18 protein-coding genes and 2 pseudogenes are annotated in these 22,098 nt (G+C 55.6%); 11 read left to right on the top strand and 9 right to left on the bottom strand.

Annotation, left to right across the window (positions count from 1 at the left end; all coding sequences use genetic code 11):
* The first annotated feature begins 174 nt into the window (after window positions 1-174).
* Window positions 175-384, top strand: coding sequence for a hypothetical protein (locus KCG39_RS23890; protein WP_232391403.1), 210 nt, complete (start codon window positions 175-177; stop codon window positions 382-384).
* A 40-nt stretch (window positions 385-424) separates the two neighbouring features.
* Here KCG39_RS23890 and foxA read toward each other — a convergent pair whose 3' ends face one another.
* From foxA to uxuA, 5 genes are all read right to left on the bottom strand, one after another.
* Window positions 425-2,533 (bottom strand): ferrioxamine B receptor FoxA, encoded by a 2,109-nt coding sequence (foxA, locus tag KCG39_RS23895; RefSeq protein WP_087828270.1) that lies wholly within the window; start codon window positions 2,531-2,533, stop codon window positions 425-427.
* A gap of 121 nt (window positions 2,534-2,654) precedes the next feature.
* Entirely contained in the window at window positions 2,655-3,647 is a 993-nt protein-coding gene (locus tag KCG39_RS23900; RefSeq protein ID WP_087828271.1) for a helix-turn-helix transcriptional regulator, read from the bottom strand.
* A gap of 154 nt (window positions 3,648-3,801) precedes the next feature.
* Window positions 3,802-4,578, bottom strand: a complete 777-nt coding sequence (gene uxuR / locus KCG39_RS23905) for a Uxu operon transcriptional regulator (RefSeq protein ID WP_004129229.1) — start codon at window positions 4,576-4,578, stop codon at window positions 3,802-3,804.
* Between the two features lie 137 nt (window positions 4,579-4,715).
* A complete protein-coding gene (locus KCG39_RS23910) occupies window positions 4,716-6,191 on the bottom strand; it encodes a fructuronate reductase (protein ID WP_112165899.1) in 1,476 nt (491 codons plus the stop codon).
* Window positions 6,192-6,267: 76 nt separating this feature from the next.
* Window positions 6,268-7,452 carry a mannonate dehydratase gene (uxuA, locus tag KCG39_RS23915; protein WP_004129234.1) on the bottom strand — a complete coding sequence of 395 codons (1,185 nt, stop codon included), beginning with the start codon at window positions 7,450-7,452 and terminating at the stop codon, window positions 6,268-6,270.
* 583 nt (window positions 7,453-8,035) lie between these two features.
* On the opposite strand from uxuA, the gene KCG39_RS23920 reads away from it, so the two are divergent.
* The 4 genes and pseudogenes from KCG39_RS23920 to KCG39_RS27825 all read left to right on the top strand — a co-directional run bounded on the left by KCG39_RS23920 (window position 8,036) and on the right by KCG39_RS27825 (window position 10,501).
* The gene (locus KCG39_RS23920) at window positions 8,036-8,293 is read left to right on the top strand and encodes a YjhX family toxin (RefSeq protein WP_004129235.1); all 258 of its coding nucleotides are present in this window, start codon (window positions 8,036-8,038) and stop codon (window positions 8,291-8,293) included.
* A 10-nt stretch (window positions 8,294-8,303) separates the two neighbouring features.
* Window positions 8,304-8,855: a GNAT family N-acetyltransferase gene (locus tag KCG39_RS23925; protein ID WP_142446300.1), complete on the top strand. Its 552-nt coding sequence runs from the start codon at window positions 8,304-8,306 to the stop codon at window positions 8,853-8,855.
* A 113-nt stretch (window positions 8,856-8,968) separates the two neighbouring features.
* A pseudogene (locus KCG39_RS27820) lies at window positions 8,969-9,346 on the top strand (class I SAM-dependent methyltransferase); the annotation flags it as partial.
* A gap of 408 nt (window positions 9,347-9,754) precedes the next feature.
* A complete protein-coding gene (locus KCG39_RS27825; RefSeq protein WP_117085590.1) occupies window positions 9,755-10,501 on the top strand; it encodes an SAM-dependent methyltransferase in 747 nt (248 codons plus the stop codon).
* 217 nt (window positions 10,502-10,718) lie between these two features.
* Here the strand turns inward: KCG39_RS27825 and KCG39_RS23935 are convergent, their stop codons facing one another.
* Window positions 10,719-11,606 (bottom strand): DMT family transporter, encoded by an 888-nt coding sequence (locus KCG39_RS23935; protein ID WP_142446299.1) that lies wholly within the window; start codon window positions 11,604-11,606, stop codon window positions 10,719-10,721.
* A 119-nt stretch (window positions 11,607-11,725) separates the two neighbouring features.
* On the opposite strand from KCG39_RS23935, the gene gcvA reads away from it, so the two are divergent.
* Entirely contained in the window at window positions 11,726-12,634 is a 909-nt protein-coding gene (gcvA, locus tag KCG39_RS23940; RefSeq protein ID WP_087828276.1) for a transcriptional regulator GcvA, read from the top strand.
* Window positions 12,635-12,771: 137 nt separating this feature from the next.
* On the opposite strand, the gene KCG39_RS23945 is transcribed toward gcvA, so the two are convergent.
* Both KCG39_RS23945 and KCG39_RS23950 read right to left on the bottom strand, forming a co-directional pair.
* Entirely contained in the window at window positions 12,772-14,112 is a 1,341-nt protein-coding gene (locus KCG39_RS23945; RefSeq protein ID WP_139529274.1) for a carbohydrate porin, read from the bottom strand.
* A 122-nt stretch (window positions 14,113-14,234) separates the two neighbouring features.
* A complete protein-coding gene (locus KCG39_RS23950; RefSeq protein ID WP_123828435.1) occupies window positions 14,235-15,632 on the bottom strand; it encodes an MFS transporter in 1,398 nt (465 codons plus the stop codon).
* Between the two features lie 437 nt (window positions 15,633-16,069).
* Here KCG39_RS23950 and KCG39_RS23955 point away from each other — a divergent pair, with 437 nt between their 5' ends.
* From KCG39_RS23955 to KCG39_RS23970, 4 genes are all read left to right on the top strand, one after another.
* Window positions 16,070-17,101, top strand: a complete 1,032-nt coding sequence (locus KCG39_RS23955; RefSeq protein WP_004129304.1) for a LacI family DNA-binding transcriptional regulator — start codon at window positions 16,070-16,072, stop codon at window positions 17,099-17,101.
* Between the two features lie 251 nt (window positions 17,102-17,352).
* Entirely contained in the window at window positions 17,353-18,282 is a 930-nt protein-coding gene (locus KCG39_RS23960; protein ID WP_004129307.1) for a dihydrodipicolinate synthase family protein, read from the top strand.
* A 143-nt stretch (window positions 18,283-18,425) separates the two neighbouring features.
* Window positions 18,426-19,274: a fumarylacetoacetate hydrolase family protein gene (locus KCG39_RS23965; protein ID WP_004129310.1), complete on the top strand. Its 849-nt coding sequence runs from the start codon at window positions 18,426-18,428 to the stop codon at window positions 19,272-19,274.
* A 112-nt stretch (window positions 19,275-19,386) separates the two neighbouring features.
* Window positions 19,387-20,676, top strand: coding sequence for an anaerobic C4-dicarboxylate transporter family protein (locus KCG39_RS23970; RefSeq protein ID WP_004129313.1), 1,290 nt, complete (start codon window positions 19,387-19,389; stop codon window positions 20,674-20,676).
* 215 nt (window positions 20,677-20,891) lie between these two features.
* Here KCG39_RS23970 and KCG39_RS23975 read toward each other — a convergent pair whose 3' ends face one another.
* Window positions 20,892-21,119: a Rossmann-fold NAD(P)-binding domain-containing protein gene (locus tag KCG39_RS23975; RefSeq protein WP_049115071.1), complete on the bottom strand. Its 228-nt coding sequence runs from the start codon at window positions 21,117-21,119 to the stop codon at window positions 20,892-20,894.
* 347 nt (window positions 21,120-21,466) lie between these two features.
* Between KCG39_RS23975 and KCG39_RS23980 the strand changes: the two are divergent.
* Window positions 21,467-22,086: pseudogene (locus KCG39_RS23980) on the top strand (TetR/AcrR family transcriptional regulator).
* Window positions 22,087-22,098 lie beyond the last annotated feature (12 nt).

The raw sequence follows: 22,098 nt of genomic DNA on the forward strand, positions 1-22,098 counted from the left end.
ACGCGTTCAGGAAGCCGGGGGTTCTACGGCTGCAATAACCATCATTAATTTACGGTTATTTGAACTGGCGGTACGTTATTGTGCAAAAAATGCGGTATTTTTTATGCTCAACTGGCAAGAAAGGAGCGCTCTATGTCACAGCAAGAAAGGTTTTGTCAGGCCTGTGGAATGCCGATGTCCGCCGAAGGTGCGAAAAGCGCAAGCGACGATTATTGCGCCTGGTGCTGCGATAGCGAGGGGAAGCTTAAGTCATGGGAAGATGCCGTCTCCGGCCTGGCTGAGTTCCTCGATTCCTGGCAGAAGGTCGGGCCCGTGGAATCACGCAAGCGGGCGATGCGTTATTTAACCGCCATGCCCGCGTGGGCCCATAAAGCGGAAGATTAACCGGCTGCCCGGAGCCAAAAACTCCGGGCTTTTAACGTTATCAGAACTTCCAGGAGACGCTGCCGACGATGCTGCGCTCCGCGCCAAAGTAGCAGTAGGAGAGCGAGTTACAGGCGGCAATGTAGCTCTTGTCGGTCAGGTTATTGACGTTCAGCTGGGCGCTGAGGCCTTTAATTCCCACCTTCGACAGGTCATAGCCAATCGCCATATCCACCAGCGTATAGGACGGTAGAGTGTGCGTATTCAGGCGGTCGCTGGTAATGCCATTGACGTAGCGCATACCGGAACCCAGCGTCAGACCATCCAGCGGGCCGCTTTTCACATCATAGCTCAGCCAGGCGCTGGCCTGATTGCGCGGCGCGTAAACGGCACGCTTGCCTTGCTCTTCAGGGCTGCTTTTCTTATAGCGAATGTCGGTGTAGGTATAGGCGGCCTGCAGGCGGAAGCTGTCTGTTAGCTGGCTAATCGCTTCCAGCTCCACCCCTTTCGACTCAATTTCACCAATCGAACGATACGGATCGGTCGGCTCTTCTTTGGTGGCGATATTGGTCTGATTGATGCGGAATACCGAGGCGCTGAACTGGCTATTCATTCCTTCCGGCTCATACTTCAGCCCGGCTTCCCACTGCTTGCCTTTCATCGGATCCAGCACGTTGCCGTTTTCGTCGGCGAAGCTGGTGGGCGTAAAGGCGGTGGAGTAGCTGATGTACGGGGCAAACCCGTTATCGAACAGATACAGCAGCGCGGCGCGGGTGCTGAAGTTGTTCTTATCCAGATCGCTGCGCGTTTGATTGAGCTTATCGATATTCGACACGCTGACCTGGTCGTAGCGCCCGCCGAGGGTGAAGCGCCAGCGCTCCCAGGACATCTGATCCTGCAGATAGTAGCCGGTCTGGCGTAGCTTGTGCTTCTCGCGGCTGTACATGGTGATGTAATCCGGCTTCGCGCCATAGACCGGATTAAAGGCGTCGATGGCCGGGAATGCGCCATAGTAGCCTGTGGTGTTGTTACTGCGGTCCTGATAGTCGATCCCCAGCAACAGGCGATGGTTGACGGCCCAGGTATCGACGCTGCCGTCGAGCTGGTTATCAAGGGTGATGGCGTTCATCTTTTCGTCCGAGCCGGAATAGCCGCGGTTCAGCTCGCTTTCGTTCAGCCAGCCCGCGGCATAGACCTGATTCAGCTCGACTTTGGTGTGCAGGTAGCGCAGCTTCTGCCGCACCGACCAGCCGTTATCAAACATATGCTCGAAGTTGTAGCCGACCATGTTTTCGCGGCGGTCATACTTATCGTAATCATCTTCGCCCTCAAAGAAGGTGTTAGCGATTTTTTTACCGTAGTGCGGTACCACGGTGCCTTCATAAGGGAGGCCAGAGTGGCTGCCGCCTTCCGGGTCGCGATGCAAATAGGCCATTAAATCAAGCCGCGTCTGGTCGGTGATGCGCCAGGTCAGGCTGGGCATAATCGCATAGCGCTGCTCTTTTAAGGTATCAAACTGTGAGTCCGCATAGCGGGTCATGCCGCTTAAGCGCGCCGCCACGCGATCGTTATCGTCCAGCGCCCCGGTGACGTCAAACGCCGCCCCGCGCTGGTTGTTATTCCCGGCAAACAGCTTGATTTCACCGCCGGGATCGAATGAAGGTTTACGCGAGGTGAGGGCGACGATGCCGCCGGGCGAAGAGCGGCCGTACAGCACTGAGGCCGGGCCGCGCACCACTTCGATATTTTCGAGGAACCACGGATCGACCACCAGCGAGCTATGGGAGTTGGTATCGCCCATCATTTTCAGGCCGTCAAGATAGACGTTATCCAGGCTGCCGTCGGAGAAGCCGCGCAGGACGATATAGTCAAAGCGGTTGGAGGCGCCAATCTGGTTGCTGTAAACCCCGGGGGTATAGCTCACGGCCTGGCGGACGCTGATTGCGCCCTGTTCTTCAAACTGCTCGCGCGTGATAATCGACACCGACTGCGGCGTCTCAATATCCGGTGTGGCAATTTTGGTCGCGCCGCTCTGCATCTGCGAAGTGACCACGATGGTTTCATTCTTAGTTGTTTCCTGGGCCAGCAGCGGGAAAGCGACGCCGCCGGTCACCCATCCTACCAGTAGCGCCAGGCGAGTTTTCGCAAACATGAACATCTCCAAAGGCATTTCTAATTGTTAATAAGAATTATTACCTTTTTGATGCTCTCTATAACTATGCGCAATGCCAGGATACGTATGCGCGCTGCCAAAGCCGCTGACTATTTTTCGCAAAAAGAGGAAAAATGGATTAGCCCGCCTTTTGCACATCGCAGGGCGAGATGCCGTAGCGCCGACGAAAAGCGGTCGAGAAGTTGGTGGCGTGCTGATAGCCCGACATCCAGGCCGCCTGCTGTACGCTATAGCCCTCAAGCAGATAGCCTCTTGCCCGTGCCAGGCGGCAGTCGCGCAGGTAGTCGAAGACCGAGCAGCCGTATGCCTGGCGAAACTTACTGCGTAAGCTGCTGGAGCTCATCGCCGCCCGCTGGGCCAGCTCGTTCAGGGTGTAGTCGTTTTCCGGCGCCTGTTCCAGCAGGCGGCGAACCCTTTCCAGCCGCTGCCGTTCGCCGCCCGCCGGGGCGATATGCTTCGTGCTTTCGTCCTGGCATACGCTCAGCCCGTGACCAAACAGCTGAAGAATCAGCCCCTCCAGCATCAGCTGGCGGGAAACGCGGCCAGGCGAACTCTGCTGCGCGTACTCTAGCCCGCTCAGCAGAAAACCCGGTATCTGCCAGATCAGCGTTGGCGTCTGGCATCTTTCCCATTCGCGCATCAATGAATCGAGCAGGCCGTCGCGCCACGCGCCGTCCGGGTAGAGTCCGAGGGAGAGCGTACGTAGTCGACTGTCGGCATCGTGGCGGGCGCGCATTGTCTGCTGTTCGCTAAGACGCGAAGTGAACGCCATCCCGGAACGGACGAGGTGCTGCTCCCCGTTGAGGGTCAGGGCGACACAGCCTTCCAGCACCACCAGCATATAGAGCGGGCTGCTGTGGCGGGAGGTGGTCTCATAGGGCTGCAACACGTGAACATCAGAATGGGTGACGCACATTCCGCAGGGCAGCGTCATCTCTTCCACTTCTCCCCGCAGCACAGGGCTGGCGTACGAGGGCTCCGGCGTTTGCCGCAGCAGCGGGAAGCGGTAGTCGATACCGTATCGTTCACCAAACGCCATAAACTCGCTGACGGAGAACGTTTTTCTCGGCGCCCGGCGGGCGGGTTCGTTGTGCGTCGTTGTCTTGTTCATGCGGTTGTCGGCACCGGAGAGGGGGCGTCATCAGATAGGGTAACTTTACCATTACGCGGGCAGAGCGACAATAAAATGAGAATCATTATCAATGATTGCGGCGTCGCGGCAAGGGGCGCGTGGATGGGCGATGTCCGCGCGCTTGTAGAAGAGGTCAGGCGTCCGCGTTGTCCAGCGGCCAGGAGTCAAAAAGGTAGCCGTCGAAGTAAATATCGTCGACGTTGGAGAACTCCAGCAGGCGCCGTTTAACGTTTTCCAGATGTTGCCACATGGCGAGCTTGGCCGCCCGGGCGTCTTTTTTGATTAAGGCGGCGAGGATCCGTTTATGATCCACCAGCCACTCCTGGCGGTAGTGAGTATCGCCGAGATGGCGGTGCAGCTGGATCCACATGGGATTATTCTCCCGCCACTGCCATGACTGGCGGAACAGCTCTACCAGCATACTGTTATGAGTCGCTTCGGCGATGGCGAGGTGAAACTGCATATCGCCGCTTTCGGAGCCGCCCGGCGCGCTGCTGGCCAGTTCGCGCTCTTCCAGCTGTAAGGCCTGGCGCATTTTGATGATATCTTCCCGGGTCGCCTGCAGGGCGGCAAACTCGGCGATATTGCTTTCCAGCAGCTGGCGGGCCTGCAGCAGTTCAAACGGACCGGCGTCATTGCAGTGGTTCATGTCCGCGCTCTCCGCCGCGCCTTCTCCGGCGGCGTTATCGAGCACGTAGATCCCGGCGCCGCGGCGCACTTCGACCAGCCCTTTAATTTCCAGCATGATCAGCGCTTCACGAACTACGGTACGGGTGACGTCCAGCATCTCGGCGATCTCGCGCTCCGGCGGTAAGCGATCGCCGGGGCGATAGGGCGTCTTGACGATCAGATCGCGGATCAACGCGCCGACTTCCTGGTAGGGTCTGTGCTGAGAAGTTTGTGATTTCATGATGTTATGTTGTGAGATGCGATAGCCCGGTGGCTGACTATAGCATCTGGCCGCCGGGTTGGCATCTCTCTGCGCTGAGAGAGGGAAAACGGGTCAACCACGCTGTTGTTCAGTTGACCCGTGACAGGGAGAGGTGATTACAGGCCGGCGCCGAGCGTCGCCACGCACGCGCGGGCGCCGCGTTCGCACAGCTGCTGGTACGCCTGCGCCACCGCCGCCACGAAATCGCTGTTGTCCGGCAGATCGTGGGCAAAAATTCCGCTTAGCGCCAGCAGCGCCGCGACGCGTTCCGCGCCCTGATAACGCTGGTTGATCGATTGGATATCCGCCAGCAGCGGGTCGACGACATCAATCGGCTGCCCCTGTTCGTCGATCGCCTGGGTGTAGCGCATCCAGCCCGCCACGCCGAGCGCCAGGTGACGCCAGCTGCTGCCGTTTTGCAGATGCAGACGGATTGGGTCAAGCAGGCGCTGCGGCAACTTCTGGCTACCGTCCATGGCGATCTGCCAGGTACGATGGCGCAGAGACGGGTTGCTGAAGCGGGCAATCAGCAGCGTGGCGTAGGCCTGAAGATCGGTGCCTTCCGGCATCGACAGCGTCGGAGCCTGCTCCTGCATCATCAGGGCGAAAGCCGCTTCGCGGTATGCCGGGTTGGTCATGGTCTCGGCAATGGTTTCATAGCCGCCGAGGTAGCCAAGATAGGCGAGGAAAGAGTGGCTGCCGTTGAGCATCCGTAGCTTCATCATTTCAAACGGCACCACGTCTTCAACGAACTGGGCGCCGACTTTGTCCCACTCCGGGCGGCCGTTGACGAAACTATCTTCAATCACCCACTGGCGGAACGGTTCGCAGGCGATAGCGCACGGATCGTAGACGCCAAGCTGGTCGGCAATCTCCTGTAGGGTTTCGGGCGTCGCTGCGGGCACGATGCGGTCAACCATGGTGCACGGAAAGGTGGCATGGGCTTCAATCCACGCCGCCAGCTGCGGGTCGCGCGCCTGGGCCAGGCCAAGCACCGCCACTTTCGCCACGTGGCCATTCTCGCGGACGTTATCGCAGGACATCACCGTAAAGGCCGCAAGCCCCTGCTCGCGGCGCAGGCGCAGCGCTTCGACGATATAGCCTATGGCGGATTTCGGCGTCGCCGGATGGGCGAGGTCGTGTTGAATCAGCGGGTTGTTGAGATCGAGCTGGCCGCTGGCCGCATCGGTGCAGTAACCTTTTTCCGTTACCGTCAGGGAGACGATAGCCGTGTGCGGGCGCGTCATGGCACGCAGTATGCCCTCGCAGCCGTCGATTTCCGGATGCAGCGCCTCTTTCATCGAGCCGATAATTTTCAGCGCGGTGCTGTCAGCGCCTTTCTCCGCCACGGTATAAAGCAGATGCTGATTTTTCAGATTCTCAATCAGGACACGGTCGTTGCCCGGCATCAAGTTGACTTCGCAGATGCCCCAGTCGCTGTCGCTGGTTTCCAGCAGATGATGGGTGTAAAGCGCTTGATGCGCGCGGTGAAACGCGCCGCAGCCCAGGTGTACGATGCGGGATTCCAGGCGAGAACGATCCCACGCAGGGCGTGTAACCGGCAGGTTGCTGTCGGCAAGGGTGGCAGTCATAGCAAACTCCAGGATGGGCCGCAACAGGCGACCGAAGGGATAAAGGCGGGGCGCTGTCGGCCCCACCAGTCAGGAATTAGCGGCTAAAAAAAGCGCGCTGAATCGCCAGCTCAACGCCGCGGACCTCAGCCAGCCCTTTCAGGCGCCCAATCGCGGAATAGCCGGGGTTGGTTTTCTTTTTCAGGTCGTCGAGCATCTGGTGGCCGTGGTCAGGACGCATCGGGATAAGATCCTCTTTGCCTTCCGCTTTACGGCGGTGCTCTTCTTCAACAATCGCCTTCACCACTTCGTACATGTCCACGTCGCCATGCAGATGCGCGGCTTCGTGGAAGGTTTTCGGGTTCTCTTCGCGCAGCGTAGATCGCAGGTGGGTGAAGTAAATGCGCGGGCCAAACTGCTTAATCATATCAACCAGATCGTTGTCGGCGCGGACCCCGTAGGAGCCGGTGCACATGGTAAAGCCGTTCGCCATGCTGTTCACCGTATCAACCATCCACTGCATATCTTCAATGGTCGAGACGATGCGCGGCAGGCCGAGAATCGGGCGCGGCGGATCGTCCGGGTGTACCGCCATACGTACGCCAACCTCTTCGGCGACGGGGATAATCGCCTTCAGGAAGACGGCGAAATTCTCGCGCAACGCGGCTTTATCGATATCTTTATAGGTCGCAAGGTGCTGGCGGAACTGGTCGAGGGTATAACCCTCTTCCGCACCCGGCAGACCGGCGATGATGTTGCGGGTCAGGCGCGCTTTATCTTCATCGCTCATGGCGGCGAAACGCTGATTCGCCTGGGCGACTTCTTCGGCGGTGTAGTCCGCTTCCGCGCCCGGACGCTTGAGGATATGCAGCTCAAAGGCGGCGAATTCAATCTGATCGAAGCGCAGGGCTTTGGAGCCATCCGGCAGGACGTACTCAAGGTCGGTACGGGTCCAGTCGAGGACCGGCATAAAGTTGTAGCACACGGTGCGAATACCACACTGGGCCAGATTGCGCAGGCTCTGCTGATAGTTAGCGATCCACTGCGCGTAGTTGCCGGTATGGGTTTTGATCTCTTCGTGAATCGGTACGCTTTCGACCACCGACCATACCAGGCCGGCTTCTTCCACGATGGCTTTACGCTTGAGGATCTCGTCAACCGTCCACACTTCGCCGTTCGGAATATGGTGCAGGGCGGTAACCACCCCGGTCGCGCCTGCCTGACGGACGTCAGCTAAAGTGACTGGATCGTTAGGGCCATACCAGCGCCATGTCTGTTCCATGCTTAACCTCTTCACGTTGTTGACCTGCTTCAGGCCGCTGCTTTGATGGGAGCGTCGGTTCCGGTCAACCATCGTAACGGAGGAGAAACCAGACGATATGGCGTATAAGTTCCTCCAATTGGTCGAACAAGTCAACCGTGTAAGGTGAATTGGTAAACCAAAATGTGATGGAGATTCGCTAATGGCATAGGTGAAGGGCCCGACGTCATTTCAGACCCGTTGAGTAGCGCCTATAGATCCTGCTGAAGCTCAGAAAGGTATAGGGCCCCGCGCGTCATGCCTGTATAAATGGTTAACCAATGGCGTCAACATGTCGACCATAAGCGCCAGGAAGCGTACGGGCTCGCTGCAGATCACACTTTTTGACTATAACGATTTCCATATAAAAACTGCGTGTTATTATTTCGCTGGTAAATACCTTTTCAACTCTCACCGAGGCTTTGATGCTGGAGAATGTCATCATCAGATAATCAGCTTCCCGACCTTTTCAGGCCGGACTGGTTATCGCTGCGCTTAAACCTTACGCGAACACCTGCGGGTGTTGGCTCGTTTTTACGCATGATGATTAACAGGTTTCTTCAGTATGAATCTATCCCGTCAGGAACAACGTACCTTACACGTTCTCGCTAAAGGTGGCCGGATCGCGCACGTTCGCGATACATCAGGCCGCGTCACCTCTGTTGAATGCTACAGCCGCGAAGGGCTCCTGCTCAGCGACTGCACGCTCGCCGTTTTCAAAAAACTCAAAACCAAAAAGCTGATTAAGTCCGTCAACGGACAGCCCTACCGCATCAATACCACCGGGCTGAACAACGTCCGCGCACAGCTGGACAATCGCTAAGGAGCCTCTGATGACAAACCACAGCTTCACTTTTCATGTCGCCTCTGAAGGCGATACCGATGACATTCTCAATGTCGAAACCCGGGCTTTCGGCTACAGCAAAGAGGCCAGGCTGGTGGCCTCTTTGCTCAACGATGAGAGCGCCTGCCCGACGTTATCGCTGCTGGCCAGGCATAACGGAAAGGCGGTTGGGCATATTTTATTCACCCGGGCGATGTTCAAAGGGGAGCCGGACTCGCCGATGATGCACATCCTTGCTCCCCTGGCGGTGGTGCCGGAATACCAGGGCGCGGGCGTTGGCGGAGCGCTTATCCGGCACGGCATTGAGCAGTTGAAAGCCATAGGAAGCCAGACGGTATTTGTTCTGGGCCACGCCACTTACTACCCCAGGCACGGGTTTGAGCCATGCGCGGGAGATAAAGGCTATCCGGCGCCTTATCCGATTCCCGAGGCGCATAAAGCCTGCTGGATGCTACAGCGGCTTTCGTCTCAGCCGCTGGGGCGAACGGGCCAGATACAGTGCGCCCGGGCGTTAATGAAACCCGAGCACTGGCGCGAGTAATCAATAAGGAGATGATGATGACTATTGGCACGATTATTACAGGTTCCAGGCATATCACGTTGTCATCCCAGGAGCGCAAAATCCCCTGGGATGAACCGGCGTTTAGCCAGCGTATGCTGGAGAACCATCTGTCGCAGGAGCACGACTGGGCCAGCCGCAGGCAGGCGGTTATAGAACAACAGGTGGCGTGGATTGCCGGACAGCTGCCCGCCGGCGCCCGCATTCTCGACCTCGGCTGCGGGCCGGGTCTTTACACGCGCCTGCTGGCCGAGCGCGGCTTCTGCTGTACGGGCGTGGATTTTTCACCAGCGTCGATCGCCTGGGCCCGGCAGCAGGCGCAGGCGGCCGGGCTTGATATTGTCTATCACCAGCAGGACGTTCGCGACTACGCGCCGGAAACACAGTTTGATTTCATCATGATGACCTTCGGTGAACTGAACGTGTTCAGCGCAGCTGAGGCTCGCTCGCTGGTCAACCGCTGCGCGCAGTGGCTGGTTCCGTGGGGAAAGCTGCTCATCGAGGTTCATACCTATGCGGAAGTTAAACGTCAGGGAATGGCCGAGCCCGGCTGGCAGCGCTGTCCGCAGGGGCTGTTTCTGGATATTCCGCACCTGCTTCTGACCGAGCACGCCTGGGATCCGGCGGAGCAAACCAGCTCCACGCTGTTCATGGCGATTGAAGAGAGCGGCAAGGTGACGCGTTTCGGTAGTCAGATGACCGCATGGCGTGATGATGCTTATCTCGATCTGCTGCGTACGGCGGGTTTGACCACCATTACCCGTCCGGATGAGGCGGAATGGCCGGTCAGCGAAACCTTTGCCGGTAAGCTGTACGCGCTGCTGGCCGAAAAAAACGTTCCCGGTTCTCTTTCCGCAACACCCATAAAAGGAATTCAACCATTGGATATCCCACGTATTTTCACCATTAGTGAAAGCGCTCACCGCATCCATAACCCGTTTACGCCGGAAAAATATGCCGCCCTTGGCCGCGTGCTGCGGATGAAGGCCGGAACCCGCATACTCGACCTCGGCAGCGGATCGGGGGAGATGCTCTGTACCTGGGCGCGCGATCACGGCATTCGCGGCATCGGCGTCGACATGAGCGCGCTGTTCAGCCAGCAGGCTAAGCTGCGGGCAGAAGAGCTCGGCGTTGCTGACCGCGTGATGTTTATTCACCAGGACGCCGCCGGTTATGTGGCCGAGGAAAAATGCGACATCGCCGCCTGCGTGGGCGCGACCTGGATCGGCGGCGGCGTCGCCGGGACTATCGCGCTGCTGAGCAAAAGCCTCAAGCCCGGCGGTATGCTGCTGATCGGCGAACCGTACTGGCGGCAGGTACCGGCAACGGAAGAGATAGCACAGGCCTGTGGCGCCTCTTCGCTCGCCGACTTTCTGACGCTTGCCGATCTGGTCTCCTCTTACGATGCGCTTGGCTATGACCTCGTCGAAATGGTACTGGCGGACCAGGAAGGTTGGGACCGCTACGAAGCGGCGAAATGGCTCACCATGCGCCGTTGGTTAGAGGAAAACCCCGATGATGACTTTGCGTCAGAAGTCAGGGCGGAGCTGACGATGGCGCCAAAACGCCATGCGACTTATACGCGTGAATACTTTGGCTGGGGCGTGTTTGCGTTAATCAAGCGGTAGTTGAAAGACCCGGCATAGCAGGAAAGCTATGCCGGGGTCAGGGGGATTCAGAACCGCAGGAAAGGGCACCCTTAAGGTATTATCTCCTCAGTTTAGGCTTTAGCTCGGACAGAAGTCTGTTAGCGGCGAACTGGTAATGTTAATTAAATTTTCAGAAAAATTTCTTGGGGATTTCTGGAACTAAAAGCACCTCAGTTTGACTCTGCGTACTTCGTCACTAATTATTTTTTTCCGGACTCATAACCATCCAGACTGCAATACCTATAATGAGCGCCCCGATAACAAAACCATTGTTAATGGCTTCGTTCAGTACCATATATCCCCATAGCACACCAAACGGAGGAATTAAGAATGTCACTGTTAATGAACGTAGCGGTCCAATATCGGCAATCAGCCGAAAATAGAGTATGTAGGCAAATGCGGTACAGATCGCTCCCGCGGCAATGACGCTTATCCATGCCTCTTGCTGTAACCAGTTAACGGTCGGTCCACTATGGGTGCTCCATATAAAAAAGGGTAGCAAAAAAAAGGACGCCCCTATCTGGCTGCCGAAGGCGACGATTTTAGGATCGAGTCCACCTTTATTTGAAATCCAGCTACGCGTCAGAAAACCGGCGATCGCATAGCAACTGGTCGCGATGAGGCAGGCAATAATGCCGGCAATTTGTTTCTCCGCTGACAGGGGTTTACCAATTGTGGCGATCGCGATGATTCCGACAATGCCCAGGAGCATGCCAGCCCATTTTCTGAAGGTTAATTTCTCTGCAAAAAATGCAAACCCAACCACCGCCCCCATCAACGGCGTTGTTGCATTCAGAATGGCTGAATACCCAGCCGGTAACCATTTGGCCGCCAGGCAATACATCAGGAAGGGTAATCCAGAATTAATGACGCCAAGAATCACTGAGGACTTAAATTTATCTTTAAAGTCAAAAGAAGATTTAAAGATAAATAAAATAACCGCGAGGCCTGTGAAACCAAAAAAGACGCGCAAAAAAGCCGTATTAATAGCGCCAAACTGCGGTACGGCTATACGCATAAAGAGAAAACTCGCGCCCCATATAGCGGCGAGCAACAATAAACGAAGATAATCAGCAATGCGCATAGCGGTTCCTTTTATTTGAATGAGAAGTCACAACGCAACTGTGAAACAGGGCGGGCGTACTGACAAACAAGATTTTTGTTTATACTTAAGCTTTTCTAATTCATGAAGTCGTGTAGCCGATGAAAATGCCACCTTTACATGCGCTTATGTGTTTTGAGTCTGCGGCAAGGCTGATGAGTATGAAAGCGGCTGCCGATGAGTTATGCGTGACATCCAGCGCGGTCAGCCAACAGATTGCTAAGCTGGAAAGCATGACAAACAGCCGGTTGTTCATCCGTAGTCCTCGCCGTCTCGAACTGACAACCGAAGGACGCATCTATCTGCGGTCAATAAGGCCAGCTTTCAATCAGATAGCAGAAGCAACACAGCGCTTAATGAATGAAGGAAAGGCAAACAAAGTGACGGTCAGTTGTACAAGTGGTTTTGCCATCCAATGGCTGCTGCCACGGCTGCCTGCATTTGAAAAAGCCAACGCGGGCGTGGAAGTGCAAATCAGTACCACCAACAGGCAGGTTGATTTACTGTCTGAAGGGATTGATTTCGCCATCCGACACGGGGCAGGTGACTATCCCGGGCTGGAGTCTGAGTGCCTGATAAACGATAAACTCCTCCCGGTCTGTAGCCCCCGGTTAATCGCATCAGAGGACGAGCTCTCATCACCGGGCGATATGGCTGAATATATGCTGCTGCACGATGAACACCGGCTGGACTGGGCTCTCTGGTTTCGTGCTCTGGGTATCAGCGATCTGAAGACAGACACGGGGCCCGTTTTCATCGATTCCAACGGCGTGATTGAGGCCGCAATCGCGGGTAAAGGTATCGCGCTCGTGCGCAGTTCTCTTATTTGTGAAGAACTGAAGAGTGGTTTGCTGATTAACCCGCTAAAAATACCGGTTGATACGCCGATTGCGTACTATCTGGTGTACGACGAGTCCGCGGTTTTGCAGAAGATATGCCGGCGTTTCCGGGACTGGATAACCGCTACCGCGGCCAATGAATTTCCCGCGATAGACAAGAGGGCTAAATAAAGAAGCTGACTTCAGCTCTGTTCGTACTCTCTCAGAATCCCCTATGACGTGGGGGATAAATGGGGAGATATTCTTCTCCCCGCGGAAGACACGTTGCTGGTCGAATACAGCAGTCCTGACGGCGGCCGCCTGTTTTATCAGAATTTAACGGTCACCTGATTGCCGATCACCCACGCGTTTTTAATCTCCTCGCTTCCTCCCGGGTGGGCCAGCAGCTGCAGGTTAGGGCGCACGGTCAGCCAGGGCGTAACGCGGAAGCTATAATGCAGCTCTGCGGCATACTCGGCTCTGCGAACCGGAACATACAGTGGGTTATCATAATCATCGATCCCCCGCATCTGGTTCAGGAGCTGAGCCCGACGGGCGACTCTGTCATTGGCGTGCATTTTACTGACGCCGAAGCTGATAAAGTCCTGCGGACGGCTGGCGAAAGGGCCTTTATAAATGGCGCCTGCCTGCATCTGATAGTCCATTGTCGCCGTATCTTTATCATTCATTGCCAGATGCCCGAAAAGGCTAAGGCCACGTTGGCGCTGGCTGCTCGAGTAGGTCAGCTGCTGGACGATATAGAGATAACCTCCGTAGCGGCCGTCGTGTCGCCGGGCGGCCTGGTGCGTGATAACATAGGGGTCGCCATTGTCATCATCCAGCACATCGTTGGCCTCCGCCGTGTTGTACCATCCCCCGAGTTTCCAGATGCCGGGGAGTTTTGCCGCGCCGAGGGTGGGTGAGTATCCCAGTTCAAAAAGGTACATGTACCCCAGATGCCCGGTTCCATCGAGCTCGAAACTTCCGTGGCGGGTGGCGTAGTTAGGATTGTACTGAAACGCCCCGGCCTGGACGTAAAGGGCTGGGGTAGGGCTGTATTTGATGCGGCCACCCCACTGGCCTATAGGGGTGTTATACCAGACGCCGCTGCCGTGTCCGGCTAAAGAACCGCACAGCGACAGGTTTTGAAAAAAGCAGCCGTTGTTATCAAAATCCTCTCCTGGCGGCATCAGGCCCACCTTGATATCCAGCTTCTTCTCCCACCCGGTTTTTTTGAACCAAAACTGCGTCGCGTGCCATGTTTGACCCCGGCCATAGTTGCTCTGAACACCGGAGCCTATTACCGGCGCGCGCGGATCCTGAAGGCGATCCTGAGTCAGATCTCGCCCGTTACGATTATTCACCGACGCTTTAAATTCACCGTCGCGAATACCTAAAATCTTTTCCAGATCCATATCTATGCCGAGAATATACTGGTCGCTGTAGCGCAGGGTTTTATCGCGATCGTAACCGCCGGAAACATTCGTGGCCGTCATCGCGCTATATTCCAGCGTAAAATCATAACCATGACGGCGCAGGTCCGTCCGCATGCCTCCCCACTCTCCGGTCATGTTTTTTGCTGTTGGAGAAAAAAGTGTATCGTTGGCCAGAGCCAGTAAAGGGTAGAGAAATGCCAGCAGCATCGTGCCGCTTTTAATGAGTGTGTTCATGTTTTTCACCGCCCGTTGATGAGCCAGGTCTATGAAGTATTCCCGATAAGGCGCAGCTGAATCAGCCGACTAGCCGGCCTCCTGTCAGAGGTGGCTCCGCGATTGCCGGAGCCACAGGCCGTCTATGGCGACAGCTCTTCTAATGATTTCCCTTTGGTTTCAATGGCAAAAATCCACGTAATCAAGCCGCCAATCAGTGCGATGACCGCGAACGTGACAAACACAAAACGGATCCCGAAGCCGCTGACGATAAACCCGACCATTAATGGGCCAATGGATGACCCCGCGCGGAGCCATGCGCTGGAGTACGCGGTGCCAATAGCGCGCAGCCGGGTGGGATAAAGCTCAGCCGCGTACAGATAAAGCGAGAAGGCGATGGTCTGAAGAATGGCGTAGGTCATGCTGCCCAGAATCAGAATTTCAACGGCGGATTTTGCGCCCAGAACAGAAAGCGTAATCAGCGGAACGACGGCCAGTAAAAAGGCCCATGTGTACCAGCGCTTGCGCCCGACGCGGTCGATCAGCAAGGCGCAGATCACCGAAGCGACGACGCCGCAGGAGGAGGTGATCCAGCCGTAGGCCAGACTGGTATCGAGGGAGAGATTAAACCAGGTTTTGTACAGAGTCGGGAACCAGGTGATCATTCCATTGTTGACGCTGTAAACCGTCAGCCACAGCCCCCACAGCATAAAGGTGCGGGATTTATAAATACCGCCGAAGAGGGCCTTAACCCCTTCCGGAGCCGCTTTTTGCACCACGGGGGCTTTTATTTCAGGTTCGGGCAACGTCATTCCACGCCTGATGACTTCAGATTCCAGCGTCGATACGACGTTGTCCGCTTCCTTCAGCCGACCTTTTGAAGCCAGCCAGCGCGGTGATTCAGGCATCAGCCAGCGCAGTGGAACGGTCAGCGCTGAGGGAACTAAGCCAATTAAAAACATGACCTTCCATCCATAGATAGGCACAAGAAAATACCCCACCAATCCGGCAAACATCATGCCGATAGGGAAAATCACCTCATACAACAAAAAGAAACGCCCGCGCTTCTTTGCTCCGACAAATTCATTGATATAGGCGCTGGCAACGGGAACTTCCGCACCGATACCCACCCCCTGTAAAAAGCGAATAACAAGAATTGACCAGCCGTTCCAGGCAAAAAGGCACGCCGCATCCATGAGTACGAACATGATGATGGTGATACGCAATACGCCGATACGGCCTATTTTTTCCGCCAGCGAGCCGAAAAACAGGGCGCCGCACAGCTGGCCCACGTAGCTGGCCGCAATAATAAGACCGACAAACGTCGGCGTGAGGCCCCACTCCTGAGTAAGCTGGGGGAGAGCAAATGCGATTGCAATAATGGTATAGGCATCGAAAAACGTCGATAAGCCGACGATAACGCGGATCGCCTTCAGCCGCCGGGTGATGGGCAGACGTTCCAGTCTTGCCAGCAGCGCGTCCGGGGTTGACGCCGTTCCGCTGGCAACGGCGTAATCTGAAGCAATGGCCTGAGTTGACATAGTATTACCCTGTTAAACGTTGTCTGGGGCATACACGTAAAATTCTGAATAACAACAGGGCAACGAACCCTTATTCATCGACGTGCTGCATATAATGCTGTCCTGATGTGTTTATGATAACGTTACTGCAATCGATTTCACTTGCAGCTAATCCTTTGCTGGATTCGTCGCTAAGTCAATTACGCCTGTTGTATAAATGTCGAGCAGTTCACAATCTGAAAAAACTCACGCGCAAAAAGGCGAAGCGGCGAATGCAAAGCAAAATGGATAAGAAATGTGAATTAACGACCAGCCGAATGAACCCGGCAAAGTGAAGCACCATTCCTTTTGTCCGGACGAGGTTTGACGTAAGATCCTTTAACCCCACGGTTTGCACGATGGTATCCGTTGAACGGGCAACACGGATTTTTACCCGCATTGATGAGTTGGAGCAGCAGATGGATCAAGAAAGTGAACTGAACGATTTGCCGGAAAAAAAGCTGGCGACAATGCGGGATGTTGCTCGCGCCGCGGGCGTTAGCGTCTCGACCGTTTCACGGGTACTCGATGAAAGATTACCCACCTCGCGCAGCGCCTCGGCAGATAAAATTCGCCAGGTTGCCCGAGAGCTGGGCTACCGTCGGGACTATGTTGCTTCCAGCCTGCGGCGCGGCGATACCGGGACGCTTGGCGTCCTGGTTCCCAGGCTAACCGATGCCGTCACCGCCATGCTTTTCGAAGAGATAGCCAGGGCCGCAGCCAGACGGGGTTATTTCGCGATTGTAGCGACCTGCGGTGATAGCAAGGAGCAGGAGAAAAACGCCGTTGAGTCGCTGCTGGATCGCCGCGTGGATGGGCTGATCATGTCCACCTGCCGGCTGGACGATCCGTTGCCGCAAGCCTTGCGTGAACGAGACGTTCCCCACGTACTGGCGCTGCGTACCGACGGTTTTAGCCCCTCATCGGTGGGCGACGATGAGCTTGGCGGCTATCTGGCAACCCGGCACCTGATTGATTTAGGTCACCGCGATATTGGCCTGATTGGCGGCCCTGATTTTGCCTCCAACGCGCGCAACCGGCGTAAGGGCTTTGAGCGGGCAATGCAGGAAGCCGGGCTCCGGATCGAAGCGGACTGGTGCTGTCATTCAGATTTTAACATCGCCTCGGGAGAGCAGCAGGGAATGAAAATTCTCAGCCAGCCTCACCGCCCAAGCGCGCTGTTTGCCGTCAATGACGAACTGGCGATTGGCGTCCTCGCGGCCGCGCACCAGCAGGGCCTGGTGATTGGCGAAGATCTCTCGCTGGTGGGATACAACGATATTCCGCTGGTGAGCAGACTGCCCGTGGCGCTGACTTCGGTCAGAACGCCGCTGGAGCATATCGCCAGCAATGCGGTTGATATGTTATTGAATCCAGAGATAAATAATAATATGCGGATTACCACGCCTTCCCTTATTCCCCGTAAGTCTACCTCGTCTCCACGTAAATAATCCGCCAGCGATCCTTCCCGGCTTTCCTGGAGAAAGCGGGGAGGGTTGAATTTTGTATAACGGATCTCATCCCGGATGCAGATTGCTGTTTAGTTTGTGATCTGCGTTGCATTTTTAACCAACGTGGCGTTGACGGTTTTATTTTTGAGGTTCAATGTCAATCACGTGAAAACGATTGCAGAAACGATTTCACTTCCGTTTCAAATAATCGCTTAACCGTAAACAAATGCTTACTCATCAAGGGGATATTTATGATTAACATCGATCTGAGAGGTTTGACTCCGGCTCCGGTTACACCATTCACTCGCGATGGACGCGTAGACTATGATGCCATTCAGCGCCTTGGTAACTGGCTCGGCAGCATCGACGGCGTGAAAGGTCTGGTGGTTCTGGGACACGCGGGGGAAGGGACTTTTCTGACCCAGGAAGAGCAGGCGAATGTGATCCGCGCATTTGTGAAGTCGGTAGATGATAAGCTTCCTATCATTGCCGGTATCACCGGGGAAGGGACCGAAGTGGCTGCGCTGGAGGCGAAGCGCGCCGTTGCCGCCGGGGCATCCGCAGGTTTGCTCTATCCTTCTCACGGTTGGCTGCGTTTTGGCTATCAGGATGGCGCCCCCCAGGATCGCTACCGCGTGGTGTATGAAGAAAGCGGCCTGCCGCTGATTCTTTTCCAGTATCCGGATGTCACTAAAGCCACCTACAACCTGAAGACCCTGCTGGATATCTCCGCGCAGCCTGGCGTATTTGCCATGAAAAATGGCGTACGTAATATGCGCCGCTGGGATACTGAGATTCCGGTGATCCGTCGCGAACGTCCTGATCTGCAAATCTTAAGCTGCCACGATGAATACCTGCTGCATACCGCGTTTGATGTGGATGGCTTCCTGGTCGGCTACGGTAATATCGCGCCTGAGCCGTTAATTGAAATGATTAAGGCGGGTAAAGCGGGCGATTACGTTAAAGCGCGTCAGCTGCACGATCGTCTGCTGCCGGTGACCAAAAGCGTCTACCACCGCGGTTCTCACATGGAAGGCACCGTGGCCCTTAAGCATGCGTTGGTTGCGCGAGGGATCCTTGAACATGCCACCGTTCGCTCTCCGCTGCTGCCGCTCGAAAATGGGGCTGAAAAAGAGATCCACGACGCCATGCGCGCCGCTGAGCTGGGCCGCGTTCGTTAATTCATTCTGAGTCAGTTGTGAATCCGCAATGCAGAAATAGGCCTTACTGTATTGCGGATAATCGGTTACTTCGCCCCGGTATCATTTCCTTCTCTTCATCATCACGTCGGGGCTTTCACCTCTGTCTATTCCCAAGGTGATTTATGAAACTATTAAGCTTTCGCGTTAATGATAAAAATAAATATGGTCTGGCGACCGCCGATGGCGTCATCGATCTGCAGGCGCTGTTCCCTCAATATGGCAGCCTGCTTGAATTTTTGCCCCACCTTCATCTGCTTGATGCTCTGCCGCCGTCCGCGAAAAAAACGCATTATTCCTTCAACGAGATTGCTTTCCTGCCGGTCATTACTGAACCGAAAAAAATCATCTGCGCTGGGGTGAATTATCGCGATAAAAACGTTGCGGGGAACGAGAAGTCCGCGAATCCTGTGCTATTCATCCGCTTTGCGGATTCGCAGACCGGGCATCTGGCGCCGCTCCTCAAGCCGGAATGCAGCAATGAGTTTGACTATGAAGGCGAAATGGCGCTGGTGATCGGCCGTGGAGGGCGCAATATCCCAGAGCAGGAGGCGCTGCAGTATGTTGCCGGCTACAGCTGCTATATGGATGGCTCCGTGCGCGACTGGCAGCATGCCTGCTTTACCGGCGGGAAAAACTGGCCTGCAACGGGCGGCTTCGGCCCCTGGCTGGTGACGGCGGATGATATCCCCGACCCGCAAAATCTGAATATTACCACCCGTCTCAATGGTCAGACGGTGCAGCAGGATAATACGGGCAGCATGTTGCATTCAATCGCCGGGCTTATTGCCTATATCAGCACCTTCAGCGCGCTCTCTCCGGGAGACGTGATCCTGACCGGCACCCCCGGCGGTATCGGAAAAAAACGTACGCCGCCGCTCTTTATGCAGCCCGGGGACAGGGTGGAAGTTGAGATTGAGCAGATCGGATGTCTGATTCACACCGTGTGCAGCGACGCCGCTGTATCGCGATAAATTGTCGTTCACCGGCAGGTGACATCCAAAGATATGGTGAGCGCGCGTTTGCCCGGCGGCCATGTCATCTTGCGAAGGGTTAATGCCGGACAGGGAGCCGTGGAGGCAATATATGATATTGGTCCAGTTTCTGGTGGTGCTGCTGTTTCTGTACATCGGCATGCGGGTTGGGGGGATCGGCGTAGGGTTTGCCGGCGGCGCTGGCGTAATTGTGCTCAGCGCGCTCGGCGCGACGCCGGGCGATATGCCGATGCTGGTTATCGTGTTTATCATGGTGGTGATCGTGGCGATTGCCGCCATGCAGGAGGCCGGCGGTATTGAATATCTTGTTGACCTCACCGAGCGGCTGCTGCGCCGCTATCCGCGACTGTTAGTCATCACCGCGCCGCTTTCCACCTGGCTATTAACTATGATGGCCAGCACCGGGCAGGTCTCCTTTGCCTGTATGCCGGTTATTGTCGGCGTGGCGAAAGAGAACAATATAAAACCCACCCGCGCGCTTGCTCTCTCCGTCAGCGCGTCTTTGCTGGGGATTGTGGCGTCGCCCATTTCCGCTGCGGTGATTTTTTTCTCGGGGATACTGGAAAAAGGGCATGACGGCTGGGGCTATATTGAGCTCATCGCGGTATCAATACCGTCCACCTTTCTTGCGCTGCTGGTTACCTCCGTTTTTTACCTGTTCTGGGACAGAATCCGCCAGCAGGATCGGCTCTATGACAATCCGGTGCAGGTTAAGGCACGGACTGAGCGGGCTATCCCGCCCTACGCCGGCCGTTCGGTGCTGATCTTTATCGTTGGGCTGGTTGCGGTTCTGGCCTATGCGATTGTCACCAGTCCAAAGTTAGGGCTGATTGCCCATCCGGTCATGAGCAGCGGGCAGGCACGGGTTGGGGTGATGATGGGCGTTGCGCTGCTGATTGTGGTGTGCTGCCGGGTTAACGTACACAAAGTCCCATCCGGCTCGGTGTTTAAAACCGGGATGACCTCCTGCATCTGTATCCTTGGCGTCGCCTGGCTGGGTTCCACCTTTATGGACAGCAATCAACAGTGGCTGCAAAGCGCGGTCTCGTCACACTTATTGGATTCGCCCATTGTGTTGGCGCTCATTATTATGGCGGCCTCATGTTTCTTGTATTCGCAGGCGGCTTCAACAAAAATTTTATTCCCTGCCGCGCTGAGTATGGGCGTTGCTCCCGGTATCCTGGTCGCCTGCTTTCCGGCTACGGCTTCTCTTTTTATTTTGCCAAATTACCCGACGTTACTGGCAGCGGTAGAGCTGGACGATACCGGCTCCACCAAACTGGGCCGACATATTATCGATCATCCTTTTCTGCTGCCTGGCCTGGCATCGGTGCTGCTTTCTATTCTCTTCGCCGCGGGGCTGGCTTTTTTGATTCGGTGAATCACGCCAATCCGGCCTGCGATAGGTTGGGGAGCAGGCCGGTGATTATCTCTAAAACATGGCGAAAATTGTCACGTTTATTTGAGGGGGCAGATGAGCCGTTTTCAGGGAGTGATTATTCCCGTGCTGGTCAGAGTGATTGAAAAACCAAATAGAAATCACCGCTCAGGCAGGGCCTCCGGTTGGTGAATCAAAATCCGATTCGTCGGCAGCCACTAAGAGCGGGCCTGGCGAGGCAAACAGGCGCTAAATTTTTCATCCGCTTCATCAAGGACGGCCTGGTGATTGTCCAGGGTCCAGCAGGGAAATTCTCTTGCCAGCCTTTGAGCTCGTTCGCTGTTTGCCGGGAACAGAAACACCTGGGCGCCCGTTTCCGCCTGAAAGAATCCTGCGGTCAGTTTTTCGCTTAACGCATCAACGCCCAGAACGCCTGTTCTTTTCATCCCTACTCCCGGTACGCGCATGAAAGGCGGCGAGATGACGCTCTGCCACGATAATATCCGGTCTCCGGCGAAGCAGGTCGGCCGCCCCAAGTCCGGCGTGGGCCTGGGCCATCCGCGAGGCACTTCTTTGCTGGACGGCAGGCTGAGAATGATATTGCTTTAAAAGCAGTACATCGGGACGATGATAATCCGGCCCGACGGCACAGCCCGCCAGTAAGCCGGCCGTTACGGCCAGGACAAGCCTACCCAGGAGAAACATGATGTGCCTTGAGTCAACATTTCTTTGTGACTATATTACAAATCGGTCACAGGTTTTCAATCGAGGCCTTCTGGGCTAAGCTGGAAAAATGACAAAATTCACAAATGCATACTCCTCGCGGGGGCCGTCGGATCATTGCGTCCGCGATCGGGTTGTGGAAGCCGCTACGGAGCACTTCGGGTATTTCGGCTACGAGAAGACCACCGTGTCAGATCTGGCGAAAACGTTTGGTTTTTCAAAAACCTATATATACAAATTTTTCGATTCAAAACAGGCGATTGGAGAAGCCATTTGTGTTGTGCTAACAGGCTGGCGAGAATCTCTGTGGTCGTCTATGACGCGATTGCCGATGCGCCTACCGCCTCCGAAAAGCTGAGGCGTTTATTAAACGCGCTGATCGAAGCCGGTAACGATCTGTTCTTTCACGATTGCAAGCTTTATGACATTGCTGCCGTTGCCTCCCGGGAGCGCTGACCTTCCGCCGCCGTCTATCAGCAGCAGCTGCGTCAGCTGATACAGCACGTCATTCAGGAAGGCTGGCAGGCAGGGGAGTTTGAACGCAAAACCCCGCTGGATGAGACTGCGGATGCCATCTGTCTGGTCATGCAGCCTTATATTTGCCCTTTACAGCTGTAATTTAACCTCGATACCGCACCCACTGCGGCCATACTGCCGTCCTCATTAATACTCAAAAGTTTAGCAACCTGAATGTGACCGTTG

Source organism: Klebsiella pasteurii, assembly GCF_018139045.1.
Lineage (GTDB): Bacteria > Pseudomonadota > Gammaproteobacteria > Enterobacterales > Enterobacteriaceae > Klebsiella > Klebsiella grimontii.